General features: G+C 64.8%; 15 protein-coding genes. 7 read left to right on the top strand and 8 right to left on the bottom strand.

Translation table 11 applies throughout. The features are described 5' to 3' along the window. The first annotated feature begins 63 nt into the window (after positions 1-63). Positions 64-2253 (top strand): excinuclease ABC subunit UvrB, encoded by a 2190-nt coding sequence (uvrB, locus tag K940_RS0110500; RefSeq protein WP_028477505.1) that lies wholly within the window; start codon positions 64-66, stop codon positions 2251-2253. 53 nt (positions 2254-2306) lie between these two features. Here uvrB and K940_RS0110495 read toward each other — a convergent pair whose 3' ends face one another. Then, positions 2307-2777, bottom strand: a complete 471-nt coding sequence (locus K940_RS0110495; RefSeq protein WP_028477504.1) for a VOC family protein — start codon at positions 2775-2777, stop codon at positions 2307-2309. An 87-nt stretch (positions 2778-2864) separates the two neighbouring features. Here K940_RS0110495 and K940_RS0110490 point away from each other — a divergent pair, with 87 nt between their 5' ends. Both K940_RS0110490 and K940_RS0110480 read left to right on the top strand, forming a co-directional pair. After that, a complete protein-coding gene (locus tag K940_RS0110490; protein WP_036528197.1) occupies positions 2865-3710 on the top strand; it encodes an AraC family transcriptional regulator in 846 nt (281 codons plus the stop codon). A 336-nt stretch (positions 3711-4046) separates the two neighbouring features. Further along, on the top strand, positions 4047-4499 hold the full coding sequence (locus K940_RS0110480; RefSeq protein ID WP_028477502.1) for a universal stress protein: 453 nt from the start codon (positions 4047-4049) through the stop codon (positions 4497-4499). Positions 4500-4593: 94 nt separating this feature from the next. Here the strand turns inward: K940_RS0110480 and K940_RS0110475 are convergent, their stop codons facing one another. After that, positions 4594-6918: a 3'-5' exonuclease gene (locus K940_RS0110475; RefSeq protein WP_369797494.1), complete on the bottom strand. Its 2325-nt coding sequence runs from the start codon at positions 6916-6918 to the stop codon at positions 4594-4596. Between the two features lie 229 nt (positions 6919-7147). Then, the gene (locus tag K940_RS0110470) at positions 7148-8494 is read right to left on the bottom strand and encodes a diguanylate cyclase domain-containing protein (RefSeq protein ID WP_028477500.1); all 1347 of its coding nucleotides are present in this window, start codon (positions 8492-8494) and stop codon (positions 7148-7150) included. A gap of 389 nt (positions 8495-8883) precedes the next feature. Between K940_RS0110470 and uvrA the strand changes: the two genes are divergently transcribed. After that, the gene (uvrA, locus tag K940_RS0110465; protein ID WP_028477499.1) at positions 8884-11856 is read left to right on the top strand and encodes an excinuclease ABC subunit UvrA; all 2973 of its coding nucleotides are present in this window, start codon (positions 8884-8886) and stop codon (positions 11854-11856) included. A gap of 25 nt (positions 11857-11881) precedes the next feature. On the opposite strand, the gene K940_RS0110460 is transcribed toward uvrA, so the two are convergent. Next, positions 11882-12223, bottom strand: coding sequence for a DUF1844 domain-containing protein (locus tag K940_RS0110460; protein ID WP_036528193.1), 342 nt, complete (start codon positions 12221-12223; stop codon positions 11882-11884). A 405-nt stretch (positions 12224-12628) separates the two neighbouring features. Between K940_RS0110460 and infC the strand changes: the two genes are divergently transcribed. The 3 genes from infC to rplT all read left to right on the top strand — a co-directional run bounded on the left by infC (position 12629) and on the right by rplT (position 14051). Beyond that, positions 12629-13312 (top strand): translation initiation factor IF-3, encoded by a 684-nt coding sequence (gene infC / locus K940_RS0110455; protein WP_081706289.1) that lies wholly within the window; start codon positions 12629-12631, stop codon positions 13310-13312. 56 nt (positions 13313-13368) lie between these two features. Beyond that, positions 13369-13563, top strand: coding sequence for a 50S ribosomal protein L35 (gene rpmI, locus K940_RS0110450; protein WP_028477496.1), 195 nt, complete (start codon positions 13369-13371; stop codon positions 13561-13563). Positions 13564-13670: 107 nt separating this feature from the next. After that, positions 13671-14051: a 50S ribosomal protein L20 gene (gene rplT / locus K940_RS0110445; RefSeq protein ID WP_028477495.1), complete on the top strand. Its 381-nt coding sequence runs from the start codon at positions 13671-13673 to the stop codon at positions 14049-14051. A gap of 133 nt (positions 14052-14184) precedes the next feature. Here the strand turns inward: rplT and K940_RS30730 are convergent, their stop codons facing one another. The 4 genes from K940_RS30730 to K940_RS33530 all read right to left on the bottom strand — a co-directional run bounded on the left by K940_RS30730 (position 14185) and on the right by K940_RS33530 (position 17230). Beyond that, the gene (locus K940_RS30730) at positions 14185-15285 is read right to left on the bottom strand and encodes an alpha/beta fold hydrolase (RefSeq protein ID WP_155980808.1); all 1101 of its coding nucleotides are present in this window, start codon (positions 15283-15285) and stop codon (positions 14185-14187) included. 411 nt (positions 15286-15696) lie between these two features. Then, positions 15697-15987 carry a hypothetical protein gene (locus K940_RS32935; RefSeq protein WP_028477494.1) on the bottom strand — a complete coding sequence of 97 codons (291 nt, stop codon included), beginning with the start codon at positions 15985-15987 and terminating at the stop codon, positions 15697-15699. Between the two features lie 241 nt (positions 15988-16228). Next, complete coding sequence (locus tag K940_RS32930; RefSeq protein ID WP_028477493.1) at positions 16229-16639, bottom strand: M20/M25/M40 family metallo-hydrolase; 411 nt, start codon at positions 16637-16639, stop codon at positions 16229-16231. 378 nt (positions 16640-17017) lie between these two features. Beyond that, positions 17018-17230: a Scr1 family TA system antitoxin-like transcriptional regulator gene (locus tag K940_RS33530; RefSeq protein WP_231390317.1), complete on the bottom strand. Its 213-nt coding sequence runs from the start codon at positions 17228-17230 to the stop codon at positions 17018-17020. Positions 17231-17238 lie beyond the last annotated feature (8 nt).

Below are 17238 nucleotides of genomic sequence, written 5' to 3'. Positions count from 1 at the left end.
CCTCGCAGCCGAGGCCGCCGACGCCCTCGGTATCTGTCGGCGGCTGGGCCTAGGCTGGTCGGTATGGCATTCGCAACCGAGATACCAGCGGAGGGCTTCCAGAACAGGGCCGGCGCCCAGCCTCTCGCGCACTCGGAGTTCCGTCCGGTCGGCGAGATCGAGCGCGTCGGCGGCCGGTTCGATGTGGTCAGCGAGCATCAGCCGGCTGGAGACCAGCCGGGCGCGATCGATGAATTGGAGCGCAGGCTCAGGGCCGGGGAACGCGACGTGGTGCTGCTCGGCGCCACCGGTACCGGCAAGTCGGCCACCACCGCCTGGCTGATCGAGCGCGTGCAGCGGCCGACACTGGTAATGGCGCCGAACAAGACACTCGCCGCCCAGTTGGCCAATGAGCTTCGCGAGATGCTCCCGAACAATGCCGTGGAGTACTTCGTCTCCTACTACGACTACTACCAACCCGAGGCGTACATCGCCCAGACGGATACCTACATCGAGAAGGACAGCTCGATCAACGACGACGTCGAGCGTCTGCGCCACTCGGCGACCTCCAGCCTGTTGTCTCGTCGCGACGTCGTGGTCGTCGCATCGGTGTCGTGTATCTACGGACTGGGCACCCCACAGTCGTATCTCGACCGGTCGGTGTCGTTGCAGGTGGGCGGCGATGTCGATCGGGATCGACTGCTGCGGTTGCTGGTCGATGTGCAGTACACCCGCAACGACATGGCCTTCACCCGGGGGTCCTTCCGGGTGCGGGGGGACACCGTGGAGATCATTCCCTCCTATGAGGAACTCGCGGTTCGCATCGAGTTCTTCGGCGACGAGATCGAAGCGCTCTACTATTTGCACCCGCTCACCGGTGATGTTGTGCGTCGCGTCGACATGCTGCGGATATTTCCGGCTACCCACTACGTGGCCGGACCGGAGCGGATGGAGCGCGCGGTGCGCGATATCGAGGCAGAGTTGGAGGAGCAACTCGCGCTGTTGGAGCGCAAGGGCAAATTGCTCGAGGCGCAGCGGTTGCGGATGCGCACCCAGTACGACGTGGAAATGATCCGACAGGTCGGATTCTGTTCCGGTATCGAGAACTACTCGCGCCACATCGATGGGCGTGCGGCCGGATCGGCGCCTGCGACCTTGCTGGACTACTTCCCGGAAGACTTCTTGCTCGTCATCGACGAGTCGCACAACACCGTGCCGCAGATCGGCGGGATGTTCGAAGGTGACATGTCCCGCAAGCGCAACCTCGTCGAATACGGGTTCCGCCTCCCCTCTGCGGTGGACAACCGGCCGCTGACCTGGGAGGAATTCGCCGATCGCATCGGCCAGACGATCTACCTGTCGGCGACGCCGGGCCCCTATGAACTGGGGCGAACCGGCGGCGAGGTGGTCGAGCAGGTGATTCGTCCGACCGGCCTGGTCGACCCCCAGGTGGTGGTCAAGCCGACGAAGGGGCAGATCGACGATTTGATCCACGAGATCAGGGACCGCACCGAACGCGATGAGCGGGTGCTGGTCACCACGCTGACCAAGAAGATGGCCGAGGACCTCACCGACTACCTCCTCGGACTGGGAGTCCGGGTGCGCTATCTGCACTCGGAGATCGACACGCTGCGCCGCGTCGAGTTGCTGCGACAGCTGCGGCTCGGCGAATACGACGTCCTGGTCGGTATCAACCTGCTGCGCGAGGGCCTCGACCTACCCGAGGTGTCCTTGGTGGCGATTCTCGACGCCGACAAGGAAGGGTTTCTGCGCAGTACCACCGCGCTCATCCAAACGATCGGGCGCGCGGCGCGCAATGTCTCGGGCGAAGTGCACATGTACGCGGACAAGATCACCGATTCGATGCAGTACGCCATCGACGAGACCGAGCGGCGCCGCGCGAAACAGATCGCCTACAACGAGGCGATGGGCATCGATCCGATGCCGTTGCGCAAGAAGATCGCCGACATCCTCGATCAGGTCTACCAGGAAGCCGACGAGACCGAGGTGGAGGTCGGCGGTTCGGGCCGCAATGCGAGCCGCGGTCGTCGCGCGCAAGGCGAGCCCGGTCGTGCGGTGAGCTCGGGCGTCTACGAGGGCCGTGATGTGAAGGCGATGCCGCGTGCCGAGCTCGCCGACCTGGTCAAAGAACTCACTGATCAGATGATGAACGCGGCCCGCGAGCTGCAGTTCGAACTCGCCGGGCGATTGCGCGACGAGATCGCCGACCTGAAAAAGGAATTGCGCGGTATGGACGCCGCAGGGTTGAGTTGACCGCACCGGTGCGGCAGGCCAAGGGCACGCCGACCGGCGAGGCAGGCGCAATGCTATGTCTGGGTGGCCATCCATTCCTCGACGCGACGCTTGGCCTCCTCACGGGAGACCTGCTCGACCCGGGTGAGGATCACCCACCGGTGGCCGAACGGATCGATGATCGCGCCGTAGCGGTCGCCGGTCACGAACGTCTGTGGCTGTTCCACGACACGAGCGCCGTGCTTCCTGGCGCGTCGCACGACGGCGTCGACATCGGGACAGTAGTGCACGATCGAGGTGTGGACCCATTCCCCGTTCGGGGCCAGCACTCCTCGGTCCGGGACTGGCATCCCCACCTGCACTGTAGAGTCCCCGATCTTCAGTTCCGCATGCGCGGGCCTACCATTGGGCAGGTCGTTGCGTCCGAGCACTTCCGCACCGAAGACCGCGTCGTAGAACTCGATGGCGGCGTTCCCGTCCTCGACCGGGAGGAAGCAGGTGATCGAGTGGTACCCGTCGGCGATGGGATTCACGGTGTTGGTCATGGCACGAGCCTGGCAGCCGACGGTCGACAGGTCTTGTAGGAAAGCGCCATCGTGTCGCACCGTGGCGAACCATCGACCGTGAGGCCGATGCCGGCCAGAAATCCCGTGGTGCCCGCCGATACCAAGGGCATTCTCTATCCTGGGGAGCAGGCCGCGCATCGCACGCTGACTCGTTTGTCGCCGACTGGCGTGATGGATCGCTACGTCGAGTGGTACTGGGCGGTGCGCTGGGATCTGCGCGACAGGTCGCCGTATCGTGCACGGGTACTGTCGTATCCGAGCGTGAACCTCACCTTCGAACGCTCCGACAGTGGTACCGGCGGATTCGTCAACGGCGTGTATACCGCCACATTCGTTCGGGAACTGAGTGGACTCGGGGATACGTTCGGTGTTCGATTTCGGGCGGGTGGTTTCGGCGCGTTCACCGGACTCGATGTCGGAGTGTTTCGCGACCGTGCCGTAGACATCATCGATGTGATGCCGAATGCCGCGGGCGTGACCGAGCGGGTGCTCGCGGCGCCCACCGACGAGCAGCGCCGCGCAGTGGTGCAAGAGTATCTCGCGGCCCTCCGGGTGGGCCACGATCCGACCTATCACCGAGTGCTGCGGATAGTCGATGCCATGGCCACCGACCCCCGGCTGACCAGAGTCGATCAGGTCGCCGAACGCTTCGACATGCCCCTGCGCACGCTGCAACGCATGTTTCGGCGATACGTCGGCGCAGGGCCGAAATGGGTGTTGCGGCGCTACCGCCTACAGGACGGTGCCGAATTGCTCGCCAGGGGCTGTACCGACGCTCTCGCCGTGCTGGCTACCGAACTCGGCTACTTCGACCAGGCCCACTTCACTCGTGAGTTCACCGCGGAAGTCGGTGTCGCCCCAGGAGAGTACGCCAAAAGATCCCGCGATTCGGTTGGCGAGGTTCGGGGATAGGCCATAGTGATCCTGTGCCACTCGTAGGATTCGGTATTCTCCCGCCGAAATGCTCTGTGATGAATATCCTAGGGTCTCAACGCGGTTCGATTCGTCATACGATGGGTGAGATCGAAAAAATGGCGGCGGTGCTGGATGGCCGTGCATTTCCTACCGTTCCGGTCGAATCGGCGCCGGGAAGCAATCGATCACATCGAATGTGATGTCGGTCGGTTCTGCAAAATCACCGTACCGTCAGCCGCTAGGGTCGAGCACAGTGCTGCGCTGTCGTCTCGGGAATTCCCACCGAGGCGCCGCCGCCCCAGCATCTGACCTATTGCACAGTTGGAGGACAGCATGACCGTCTACCGAACCATTGTCGTCGGTACCGATGGCTCGGACTCGTCGTACGTCGCCGTCGAGAAGGCCGGCGCGTTGGCCGGCGTATCCGAGGCGACGCTGGTTGTGGCCTGCGCGTACTTCCCGACCGACGATCGTGATCTGGCAGCTGCCTCCGATGTGCTCAAGGAGGAGGCATACCAGGTGCACGGTTCGGCACCGACTACCGAGATTCTGCGCATCGCACGGGAAAAAGCGACGGCGGCGGGGGCGGCCGACATCGTCGAGCGAGCCGTTGTCGGTGAGCCGGTCGAGTCTTTGCTGTCCTTGGTCAAAGAAGTCGAGGCCGACCTGCTCGTGGTCGGCAACCGAGGGCTCAACACCCTGGCCGGACGCTTGCTGGGTTCGGTGCCCTCCGATGTAGCGCGCAAGTCGCGCTCGGATGTGTTGATCGTGCACACCGTACGCTGAGCCCCCGCCGTATGCTGAATCACCGCCGAGCGTCGAATTCCCGCCGACAGGTACATGTCGAGCCGCGGTCGACGGTGGTGTAACGGTGCAGTCTTCATTGTTCGGCAGCGGCCGCGGCCGCGTGGGCGAGTCGGCCGAGCACGTCCGGCAGCTCGGCGCTGTGCACAACGCCGAGCCGTTGGGTGGCACGAGTGAGGGCCACGTAGAGATCGTTGAGGCCACGTGGAGATGCATCGATGATGTCTTGCGGCTCGACCACGTAGACCGTGTCGAACTCGAGGCCCTTCGCCTCGTGCACCGTCAGTACCTGCACGGAGTCTCTCGCCACGTGGTGTAGCGGTGCCACCAGCGCTTGGGGTGCGATGACCGCAACGATGCCCGCGCCGGTCTCGGAGGCGACCAGTCGGGCGACCTGCGCGGCCACATCACGGGAATCGACGCGATAGGCGCGAGGTGCGACGCCTGTCCGGCGGATCGAGCGTGGTGCGGCCGCCGCAGGGTCGATGGCAGCGAGCACGTCCGCGGCGACATCCATGATCTCGGTGGGCGTGCGGTAGTTGACGGTCAATTCGGTCAATTTCCATCGAGCGGCGACGTAGGTTTCCAGTCGGCGCTGCCACGACGACGTGCCGGCAGGGTCGCCGGTCTGCGCGATGTCACCGACCACGGTGACCCACCGATTCGGGATGCGTCTCATCACCATGCGCCAGGCCATCTCCGACAGTTCTTGCGCCTCGTCGATGATGACGTGCCCGTAGGTCCAGGTGCGGTCCCCGGCGGCGCGTTCCGCGGTCGTCTGCCGGGTACGCATGTCGTGACGTTCGGCCAGTTGTCGGGCGTCGATCAGGTCGTAGGCCATGAGGATTTCCGGGTCGAGTTCGTCTTCGAGATCCTGCGGCGCAGATCCGGTCAGAATGTCCAGCGCATCTTGCGCTTCGGCGATCTGCGCGCGCCACCGGCGACGTGCGCGCTCGCGCTCCGCGGCGTCGTCCACGCCGAGTAGTTCGGCCAGTTCGTCCAACAGCGGCGCGTCGGCGGCGCTGAACTGTCCGTCGTCCGGGCGGAGCAGTTCGGCACGATCGACCGCGGGCAGCGACCTCGCGGCCCGGTCGAGTCGTTCCGGATCCGACAGCAGATCGGTCAGCACCTGCTGCGGAGACAGTATCGGCCACAGACTGCCGATGGCGGCCTGAATCTGCGGGTCGGTGCGCATCTCGTCCCGAATGTCGGCGAGATCGGTCGAATCCAGCAGGCTGGGACCGCCGGCGGGGTCGGCGCCCATGGTGTGGGCGAGTTGCTCGGTCAGCGCATCGATCACCGCAGTGGCGAAGATCGGCCGGGCCAGATTGTGTGGACGGCGTGAGGACCGTGCGCGGCCGCGGGCCTTGCTGGCGAGTTTGCGGTCCAGGACCACCGGATAGCTGTCGAAGGTCAATCGGATCGGTTCGGTGGGAACCTCCGCGCGGTCTCGGACCGCCTGTTTGAGCACCGGGAGTATCGCCAGCGAACCTTTGATCTCACCTGCGCGCAGGGAATCCGTGCGGGTCGCGCGCACCCCGGGATAGAGGTTGCCGATGGTCGACAGCAGGACGCCGGTTTCGCCGAGTGAGGGCAGCACCTGGCCGATGTAGTCCAGGAAGGTGGCGTTCGGCCCGATGATGAGCACACCGCTCTTGGCCAGTTGCTGGCGGTAGGTGTACAGCAGGTACGCGGCCCGGTGCAGCGCGACGGCGGTCTTGCCCGTACCCGGCCCGCCTTGTACGACCAGTATGCTCTTGTGCTCGGACCGGATGATGGCGTCCTGCTCGTGCTGGATGGTCTCGACGATGTCGCTCATGTGGCCGGTCCGGGCGGCGTCGAGGGCGGTCAGCAGCGCGCTCTCGCTGCCGACACCGCCGTCGGAGGCGGTGACGCCGGCGCGGTGCGCGGCCTCCAGGTCGAGGTACTCGTCGGTGATCGCGGTGACCGTGCGGTTGCGTGAGCGGATGTGTCGGCGCCGGGTCACTCCCTGCGGAGCCGCGGTGGTCGCCAGATAGAACGGCCGCGCCAGCGGGGCCCGCCAGTCCAGCAGCAGGCTGTCGTAGTCGTTCTTCTCGTCGAGGATGCCGATTCGACCGATGTAGTGGTGTTCCGCGTGCTCGCCGTCGAGATCGATCCGGCCGAAGCACAAACCGTGTTCTGCGGCATCGTATTTCGCCAGGTCTTCGGTGTAGAGCTGGGTGAAGGACTCGCGCTCGCTGCGGGCCTGCGGGGTGCCGCCGGTCTCCAACAACACGGTGCGCAGCCGAGTGCGTGCATATGTGCGCATCTCGTCCAATCGGTCGTACAGCACCGAAAGATAGGACTGTTCCAGTTCCGTCTCGCGGGTCCGCTCGGCGGCGCTCACGTGAGCGGCACGGTCCTGAGTGAGGTCGGGCAAGCTGAACTCCTTGTCACCGCGAAGGCCGGGCACACGCCACCCAGGCCGGCGAGTCGACGCTGGGAAGGCAGGGCTGCCGAGTGTACTGGGGTTGTCGCACGTTCGTGGTCGGTGCAGGTGTCGTGAGCGCGATCGGGGGCGTGCGGTCGAATCGCTGCGCCCGCGCGTGGGGAGGGTCCGGTGCCCGGTGGACGATGCGCCTATCGGTTCGGCGCTCGACGCCACCAGGTCAGGAAACCTGGGAGGTGCCGGGCCGGCCCGGGGTGATGGTGCCCTGGTGGCGTCGGGCCGGCTTCGCGCGATACATCGCCAGATCCGCGTCGTGGAGGACGCCTTCAGGGGTGCGTGGATCACAGCTGCGCAGTTCGGTGACGCCGATCGAGGCGTTCACCTCGATGCGGTGCCCCCGTGCGACGATCGGTTCGGCCGTCGTTTTGCGCAGTCGAGCGACCAGTGCCTCGGTGTCCTGCGGACGAGTGATGCCGAACAACAGCACGAGAAATTCGTCGCCGCCGAGCCGGCCGACGATGTCGTCGCTGCGCAGCGCGCGTTGCAGACGCTGGGCCACGATCTGCAGGACGGTATCGCCGATGGCATGTCCCAGCGTGTCGTTGATCGCTTTGAATCCGTCCAGGTCGATGAACAGCACGGTCGACACCGGCTGTTCTTCTGCGGTGCTGGCCAGCGCGGTCGCCAATCGCGACAAGATCAACGACCGGTTGCCCAGGCCGGTGAGCGAATCGTGTGTCGCCTGGTATTCGAGTTGCCTGCGGCTGGCTCGGAACTCGGTGATGTCCGCGAAGGAGGACACCGCCGAGGAGCGCGCGTCGTCGGGATTGAGTAGCCGGCTGCTGCCCGATAGCCAACGGCGTTGCCCATCGTCGCGGTCGACGCCGAAAACGTAGCCTGTGATGGTCTCGCCGGTAGCGAGCGTGCGTGCGATGGGGTGGCGGCTCGGGGGCAGTGGCTGGGCATTCGCATCCAGCAGAACCAGGGGCAGCGACTGGATCGTGTGGCCGATCACCTGCTCGTCGGAGCGCTCGGTGCCGAAGATGCGCTCGGCGGCGGGATTCATCGCTTCGATCCGACCCTCCGGATCGATCACCACGACACCCTCCTCCAGTTGGGAGACGACCGTGGTGAAGTAGTGCTCGGCCCGCCGCCGGGCGGCCTCGGCATGGTGCTGCGCAGTGAGATCGTGGATGACCACTTGGTAGGCCGGGTGGCCGTGCCATGTGGTCAGCACCGAGACCGTCTCGACCGAAATTCCGACGCCGTCCAGTCGCAGTAGCGTCGTCTCCGCCGGTGCGCCGGCTGGGCCCGCAAGGGTCAGGGTGCGGGCCCGATCGAGCAGCGCCGAAATAGACGTGGGGTGGACGAAGTCGGTCAGCGGGCGACCGACCACCTGGTCGGCGCTGTCGGCGGCGAGTAGCCGCAGCGTCGCGGGATTGGCGTAGACGACCGCGGTCCCGTCGTGCACCCAGATTCCGTCCGGCAGCCGCTCTACGAGAGAGCGATAGCATGCGTCTGCCTGGGCGGCACCGTCGATGCCGTCGGCTGGCTTGTCATCACCCACTTCGAACCCCGATCGTCGACCCCGACGGCCGGATGGCGCCCCGAATGCCGGAGCCGCCCCGGCTGCCCGGAGACACGGACTGCTGTGGAAGCGGTCGCGAGCCCACCGCCCACGTTGTTCTGTCGATCACAGTACTGGCACGGCACTCGATTCGATCCGGCGATCGTGATGCATGCTGCATTTCCCAGGCGTCGGGTCGATACCGGCGCATCCGGGCCGTCCGTCCGGGCGCGGCGCCAGTGCGGTCTCCTGACGCTCGCTGTGGGTCCGGCTGCCGGATGCCGGCCATTGTTCCAGGTGCAGGGTGCTCGGCGAAAGTTGTCGGCGTCGATGCCTAGCATGGCGGACGGGGGAGTTGGATGCTGGAGACGACGAAGAAGGGACGGCTGGTGGCGGAACGCCTCACTGTGCGTGGAGCTCGGGAGCACAACCTGAAGGGAGTCGACTTGGATCTCCCCCGGGATAGCTTGATCGTGTTCACGGGTCTGTCCGGCTCCGGGAAGTCGAGTTTGGCCTTCGACACCATCTTCGCCGAAGGGCAGCGACGCTATGTCGAGTCGTTGTCGGCGTATGCGCGGCAGTTCCTGGGCCAGATGGACAAGCCGGACGTGGACTTCATCGAGGGGCTCTCGCCCGCGGTGTCCATCGACCAGAAGTCGACCAACCGCAATCCGCGCTCCACCGTCGGCACCATCACCGAGGTATACGACTACCTGCGGCTGCTGTACGCCAGAGCCGGTACCCCACACTGTCCGGTGTGTGGCGAGTTGATCGCCAAGCAGACGCCGCAGCAGATTGTCGACCAGGTGCTCGCCATGCCGGCCGGTGTCCGCTTTCAGGTGCTGGCCCCGGTCGTCCGTACGCGCAAGGGCGAGTTCGTCGACTTGTTCGACCAGCTCAACGGCCAGGGTTACTCCCGCGTCCGGGTCGATGGCGTGGTGTATCCGCTCACCGAGCCGCCGAAGCTGAAGAAGCAGGAGAAGCACGATGTGGAGGTCGTCATCGATCGCTTGGCGGTGAAGCCGAGCTCCAAGCAGCGTCTGACGGATTCGATCGAGACCGCGCTGCGGCTGGCCGATGGCATCGTCGTGCTCGATTTCGTCGATCGCGACGAACACGCGCACGACCGGGAGCGTCGTTTCTCCGAACGGCTCGCCTGTCCGAATGCCCACTCGCTGGATATCGAGGATCTGGAGCCGCGGTCTTTCTCGTTCAACTCTCCTTACGGGGCGTGTCCGGATTGCACCGGCTTGGGTATCCGCAAGGAAGTCGACCCGGACCTGGTGGTGCCCGATCCGGCGTTGAGTCTGAACGACGGCGCGATCGCTCCGTGGTCGCGCGGCCAGACCTCCGAGTACTTCGCGCGGCTGCTGTCCGGCTTGGCCGATTCCGTGGGCTTCTCCATGGACACCCCGTGGCGGGAGCTGTCGTCCAAAGCCCGCAAGGCCGTGCTGGAAGGCAGCGCCGACCAAGTACACGTGTCCTACACCAACCGCTACGGCCGCACCCGCTCGTACTACGCGGATTTCGAGGGAGTGATGCCATTTCTGCAGCGGCGTTTGGCGAATACCGAATCCGAGCAGATGAAAGAGCACTACGACGGGTACATGCGCGACACTCCGTGCCCGGTATGCGACGGTGCGCGATTGCGCCCGGAAGTTCTCGCAGTCACCATCGCCGCGAACGGTGACAAGAAGTCCATCGCCGCGGTATGCGACCTGTCCATCGGCGAATGCTCCACGTTCTTGAACTCGTTGACCCTGGGGGAGCGCGAGACCGCCATCGCCGGGCAGGTGCTCAAAGAAGTGCAGGCGCGATTGGGCTTTCTGCTCGACGTCGGCCTGGAGTACTTGACGCTGTCGCGTGCGGCCGCCACGCTCTCCGGTGGTGAGGCCCAGCGCATCCGGCTCGCCACCCAGATCGGCTCCGGTCTGGTCGGTGTGCTCTACGTGCTCGACGAGCCGTCCATCGGTCTACATCAACGCGACAACCGCAGGCTGATCGAGACCCTGACCCGGCTGCGTAATCTCGGCAACACCTTGATCGTCGTCGAACACGACGAGGACACCATCCGAGCCTCGGACTGGGTGGTCGATATCGGGCCGTTCGCCGGCGAGCACGGCGGCGCCGTGGTGCACAGCGGGCCCTACGAGCAGTTGCTGGCCGAGCCGAAGTCGCTGACCGGCGCCTATCTCTCCGGTCGGGAGCAGATCGAGGTGCCGCTGATGCGTCGCCCGGTCGCGAAGAAGCGACAGATCACCGTTGTCGGAGCCATCGAACACAACCTCGCGGGCATCGACGTCAGCTTCCCGCTCGGTGTGCTCACCTCGGTGACCGGTGTCTCCGGATCCGGGAAGTCGACGCTGGTGAACGACATTCTGGCGATGGTGCTGGCCAACCGGCTCAATGGCGCCCGGCAGGTGCCCGGTCGGCACACCCGAGTCAAGGGTCTGGACCAGCTGGACAAACTGGTGCAGGTCGACCAGTCACCGATCGGTCGTACTCCGCGGTCGAATCCGGCCACGTACACCGGAGTTTTCGACAAGATCCGTACGCTGTTCGCGGCGACCACCGAGGCGAAGGTGCGGGGTTATCAGCCGGGCCGGTTCTCGTTCAATGTCAAAGGCGGCCGCTGCGAGGCCTGCTCCGGCGACGGCACGTTGAAGATCGAGATGAACTTTCTGCCCGATGTCTACGTCCCGTGTGAGGTGTGCCATGGCGCCCGCTACAACCGGGAAACACTGGAGGTGCACTACAAGGGCAAGACCATCTCCGAGGTGTTGGACATGCCGATCGAGGAGGCGGCCGAATTCTTCGAACCGGTCACCTCGATCCACCGCTATCTCAAGACGCTGGTAGATGTCGGGCTCGGGTACGTGCGCTTGGGCCAGAGTGCCCCCACCTTGTCCGGCGGTGAGGCCCAGCGGGTGAAACTGGCCGCCGAGTTGCAGAAGCGGTCGACCGGTCGCACGGTGTACATCCTCGACGAGCCGACCACCGGACTGCACTTCGAGGACATCCGCAAGCTGCTGTCGGTGATCAACGGCCTTGTGGACAAGGGCAACACGGTGATCGTCATCGAGCACAATCTGGATGTCATCAAGACCTCCGATTGGATCATCGACATGGGTCCCGAAGGTGGGTCCGGCGGCGGCACCGTGGTCGCTCAGGGCACGCCCGAAGACGTCGCGGCCGTGGACTGCAGCTATACGGGACAGTTCCTGCGTGCGGCACTGAACCGCCCGCCGGCTTCGTCGGTGGGCGGGCAGCGGAGTTCGGTGAAGAAGACAGCCGGCGCGCGGGTCGCCGCCAGGCGTGGAGCGAAGAAGGCCGCGGCCGGCGCGCGGTCGAAGGCCGGATAGCCGGCAGCGGTTCGGGTATCGGAGATCAGTAGACCGGGCCGGTGTACTTCTCGCCGGGACCTTTGCCGGGTTCGTCGGGGTGGGCGGATGCTTCACGGAAGGCGCGCTGGAGTGACTGCAGGCCCTCACGGATCGGTCCGGCGTGCGGTCCCAGGTACTCCACCGATGCAGAAACCAGGCCGGCGAGCGCGGTGATCACGCGCCGCGCCTCGTCGAGGTCGCGGCGCGGGCTGGCGTCGGGATTCTCGTCGGCCAAGCCGAGTTTCTCTGCTGCCGAGCTCATCAGCATCACGCACGCGCGGCTGATCACCTCCACCGCGGGGATGTCGGCCAGGTCGCGTACAGCAGCGTCGAGCTCGTCGGTCATGCGCTTCAGGCTAGCGGCGCCGCGCAGCACCGCTCGAGCGGCCCGAGCGATGGGGGACGGTGTACGCGCAGGCGCTCCCGGACCCTGCCTGTCCATGCGGGACACGCGGTCGGCTTGCGCGCGGCTTTCGTCCCGATTCGGCGATAGCGGAACAGAATGTTAAACTGCCCCTGACGACCGCCCCGATTTCGATCGGGGTCGACAAGTGGAGCCCGACTCCCACCGTTGCCGGCGAGTACACGTTCGGTCAGCGGTCCGGTCGCCCGCCTGGCGAGGCGGGTTTCTCGTTCCACGGTTCTCGAATGAGGACCGGCACGCGAGAGGCGATCCGAGGGAACTCGCGATCGGCGATCGGTCGACATCGGGCCCTGTACGTGGAATACACGTACCGGGCCTTTGTGTTGGATAGGGGTTGCACTTGTTGCGTGCGGTCGTCCGACGACACCGCTTGACCTAGGAGGCCCCCCTATCAGCACTGAGACCCGCATCAACGATCGCATCCGGGTTCCCGAGGTCCGACTTATCGGACCCGGCGGCGAGCAGGTTGGGATCGTGCGTGTGGAAGATGCCCTACGCGTCGCCCTCGAAGCCGACCTCGATCTGGTCGAGGTGGCGCCCGATGCCCGTCCACCGGTCTGCAAGATCATGGACTACGGCAAATTCAAGTACGAGACGGCGCAGAAGGCGCGCGAGTCTCGCAAGAATCAGCAGCAGACCGTGATCAAGGAGCAGAAGCTCCGACCGAAGATCGACGACCACGACTACGAGACCAAAAAGCGCAATGTCGTTCGGTTTCTCGAGGCCGGGTCCAAGGTCAAGGTGACGATCATGTTCCGGGGACGAGAGCAGTCCCGCCCCGAACTCGGCTTCCGATTGTTGCAGCGGTTGGCCTCCGATGTTGCCGACCTCGGTTTCGTGGAAACGTCCGCCAAGCAGGATGGTCGCAACATGACCATGGTTCTCGCCCCACACAAGGGCGCGAAGACGCGGGCGAAGGCGCAGCAGGAGTCGGCCCCGCGCCAAGCGCCCCGCCCTACGACCGGCGCACGGCCTCCCGCGGGTCAGGCCGGGACAACAGGTCCGCGGTAACACCGATCACACATCGGCGATCTCGTCGATCGCCAGGACGACAGATAGAGGAACCCATGCCGAAGATGAAGAGTCACAGCGGCGCCTCGAAGCGATTCAAGGTGTCCGGCAGCGGCAAACTGCGTCGCCAGCAGGCCAACCGCCGCCACCTGTTCGAGCACAAGCCCACCCGTCGGACTCGTCGTCTGGAAGGCACGGAGGCCGTGGCCGCCGCCGACGTTCGTCGCGTGAAGAAGCTACTGGGTATCTGACCGCGCCGCAGCGCACGAGCCGGCACCCCGTGACCGGAGTGTCTCCGGCGCCACCCCCGACCCATTCCCGGGCGCAGAGTGCGCCCCAGATCGAACAGGACTGACCAGTGGCACGCGTCAAGAGGGCTGTCAACGCTCACAAGAAGCGCCGCTCCATTCTCGAGGCCTCCAAGGGATACCGCGGCCAGCGCTCGCGGCTGTACCGCAAGGCCAAAGAGCAGCAGCTGCACTCGCTCACCTACGCCTACCGCGACCGCCGCGCGCGCAAAGGCGATTTCCGTAAGTTGTGGATCACCCGCATCAACGCCGCGGCGCGGATCAACGACATCACCTACAACCGCTTCATGCAGGGCCTGAAGGCCGCTGGCGTCGAGGTGGACCGCAAGATGCTCGCCGAGCTCGCGGTGTCGGATGCCGAGGCTTTCGCCGGCCTGGTCGCGATTGCCAAGGCCGCTCTGCCGCAGGACGTCAACGCGCCGGCCGCTTGAGCGAGCGCGTCGCCGACGTCACCCATCTCGCCCGGACCGAGGCCGTGGCGGGATGGGTGACACGGTCTTGGAGCGCATGAGATCGATGAATGACTCTCCGTGAGAACGTGTCTGGGGTCACGATCCCCTCTATCTATAGACCGTTGACGTCGATGATGGCTTGGGCGATTTCTGGGCCTTTGTGCTCTGCCACAAAGTGCGAGGTGTCCGCGAACACCTGGATGTTGCCGCGCAGCTGTGGCAGCGCCTCGGTCCACTGCTCGATCACACTGGGCTGTGCAAGCGGGTCCCAGGAACCGAAGAGCATCCGGATCGGGATGTTTCCGCCCTTCGGGCCCCACTTCTCGCCGATTTCGCTTTGGATGCGCTGGTAGAAAGCCCGATTGTCGACGGTTCCAATCGAGGTCTTGTAGGTGTATCCATGGCCCCAGGACTTGGTGTGTCGAACGAAGCGTTTGCTGCTGTTGGCGTTGGCCTTCGTGCTGAGCATCGTCTTGTAGACATTCCAAGAATCGGGAGCCAGACCCAGTACTGCCCGGGCGAAATTCTTCAGCGTGTTGTAGAACAATTTCGGCGTTGATCCCGGTGTCGCGTGAACGGCAATCGCGGCCCACGTTCCCCAGATGGACGACGGGAACAGATCTGGGCTGGCATGCCAGGACAGTCGCCGCCAGGGGACCGGGAAGTTGGTGAAATTCAATCCATCCTTCGGCAATGGGAACACCGTGGTGTTCAGCACGACCAAGTTCTTGACGCGTGTGTGATTCTCGAGCAGAAGAGCACCGATACCTATCGGGCCGCCCCAGTCGTGAACGACAAGGGTGATGCCTCGAAGGTCCAGATGCTCCACGAGGCGCCTGAGGTTGTGCGCTTGGTGCATATCGATCATCTCGAACGTGGCCTGGTCGGATAGCCCGAATCCGATGTGGTCCATCACGACTATTCGAAGGGGCTTCGTAGCAAGGGACCCGAGCTCGTTGACGACATGTCGATACGAGTACGAGCACTCCGGATTACCGTGAACCAGAACAACCGTCGCCTCGGGCTCGCCGTCGCCGATCTGGTAGTCGGCGAAGAAGATCTTCGCGCCGGCATTCTCTCCGTCGGGCAAGGTGAACCACTTGGCCGCTCCGGGCGGGCAGTAGTCCGCCGGCGGATCGGTCAGCGGGGAATTGCCCGGGGTAGTGTCAACGTTTCCTGTGGGCGCGTTCCTCGGTCCGGCAGCGCTATTCATTGGTAGCTCCGATTCGGTTGAAATTCGGCCTCTTGTCGCGGCCTCGTCGGGCGTGTCGCCGATTTCGGCGGGGCAGACCGCCTGCTGTGTCGACAGCGTTCGGTCGGCAAGATGATGCTTGCCGACATCGGCGGAGCGGCGCAAGAGCTCGCGTGGTTGATCGTATCCTCCGTATGCAAGACCGAGCAGCCACCCAGGAGCCGGGTTCGTGTGGTCTTGGCTCGTAGGGTGGACGGTGTCGGAGTTCGCTGTCGATGTAGGTCGGCTGGTGCAAGGTGGCACCGATGCGCAGTCACCTTTGTTATGTCGGACATTCGGAAGTGCCGTGGGCAACAATCGGTCCGTACGACGCTAGCGGACCAGGAACCGTACCTGATCCCCACTGCTGAGGCGCTGCTGACCGACCTGCATTTACAAATCGATTTTCAGAAGTGACCTCACGCAGCGGTGGTAGGCGGCATGAACAGCTGGCAGCGTGTCCAGGTCTACACATTCGTCGGTGCCGTGCAGGCCCCGGTAGCGCAAACCGAATCCCGCCGTGGCGCGAATACCGAGTGTGCTCAATAGATTTCCGATATTCGACGGGACGGCTACCTTCGGCCTAGGGTTCAACCCGGCCTCCCGGGCCCCGGCCAACAGCGCCGCCGCGGGCTGGTCGTGCTCACCCAGGAGAAACGGTGGCCAGGCCAGGATCGTCTCCACTATGGTCGGTCTGGGCGCAGGAAGGACGCGATCGAGCTCGGCGGCAGCGGAAACGCGCCTGTCTCGCCCGCAAGAAGGTCCACCCCATCCAAGGCCCGGATCAGGAACGCAGCCCGACCTACCGCATTGGCCGCGGAAGGCTGGGACGCACCTGAATGTTCGGCCACACCGAACACATGCAGGCGGGCACGAAGGACACCCCTGCCGCCGACGACAACCTCATCGGCTCCGGGGTGTCCGATCAGAACCCCTCCGATCGGCGCTGCGCCGCAACGGAGAGAAACGCCCGGACGCCCCCGAACTCGCCAGTGTGTTCATCGACGTCGAGCAGCACAGCCAACGTCCCCTCGAGACGGTCGGCATGGGGAGCCACCGCTGCGGCGATATGGCAGAACAGCGATGCGCCGCTCTTGGAATCGGCGGAGCCCCGACCACGCAACCAGCCCCCGACCACGTCACCGGCCGTCGGTGGAAACGACCAGGCGCTCTCGTCCCCGAACGGTGCCGTATCCAGGCAGGCATCCAACACCCATGTCGAACCTCGAACTGCCCCACCCACCTCGCACACCACGCCAACGACGTCGTGATCAGGTCCGTACAGCCGTCGGCACGACAGGTCGTGGTCTGTGAGCCATTTCTCGGCAACGGCCAATACCGACCCTTAGTCGTCGATCCCACCGCGCGAGGGCTGGCGGATCAAGGCCGATGCCAAGTCGGTGACCGATCAGCATCCGCGCGTGCCCGATCCAGCAGCTCATCCATTACTGCGCTGCCAATGGTCTTGGTCGGTGGCGTTCAGCATTTCGTGGGTGCTGATGGGATGCCTCCTGCTACCGGGCGGGTTGTTGAAGGCTAGGTGTGTTCAGGTGTGAGCTGCCAGAGCCAATTCTGTCGCTCCATCCGGATTTATGCAGCGGAAGCCGGTAAAAGGAACAAGGGCCTCGGGAATCGACACTGAGTCGTCCTGCTGTTGGTTCTGCGCCCGGCGAGCCTTAAAGCTGCCGCAGATCCTTCATCAGCTGGAAACCGCTCAGCAGTACCATCTTTGGGGTTGGGTCCGAGCGCCTATCTCTTTCTGGATCAGCGCCCGTGCTGCATCGCCCGTGACAGATCGCCTGGTCAGCATATCGAATGCGCGGCCATATAGCGCTATCTCTCGCGGCTGTGTAATGGTCAGCTCAGCCGATACTGCTTCCACCAGTACTAGCCGCTGGTCGAACACAACAAAGTTGGTTACCTGCATCGGTAACT

It is taken from the genome of Nocardia sp. CNY236 (assembly GCF_000482385.1).
Lineage (GTDB): Bacteria > Actinomycetota > Actinomycetes > Mycobacteriales > Mycobacteriaceae > Nocardia.
The sequence above is the reverse complement of the archived record's forward strand: the minus strand, read 5'-3'. Positions and strand labels throughout refer to the sequence as shown.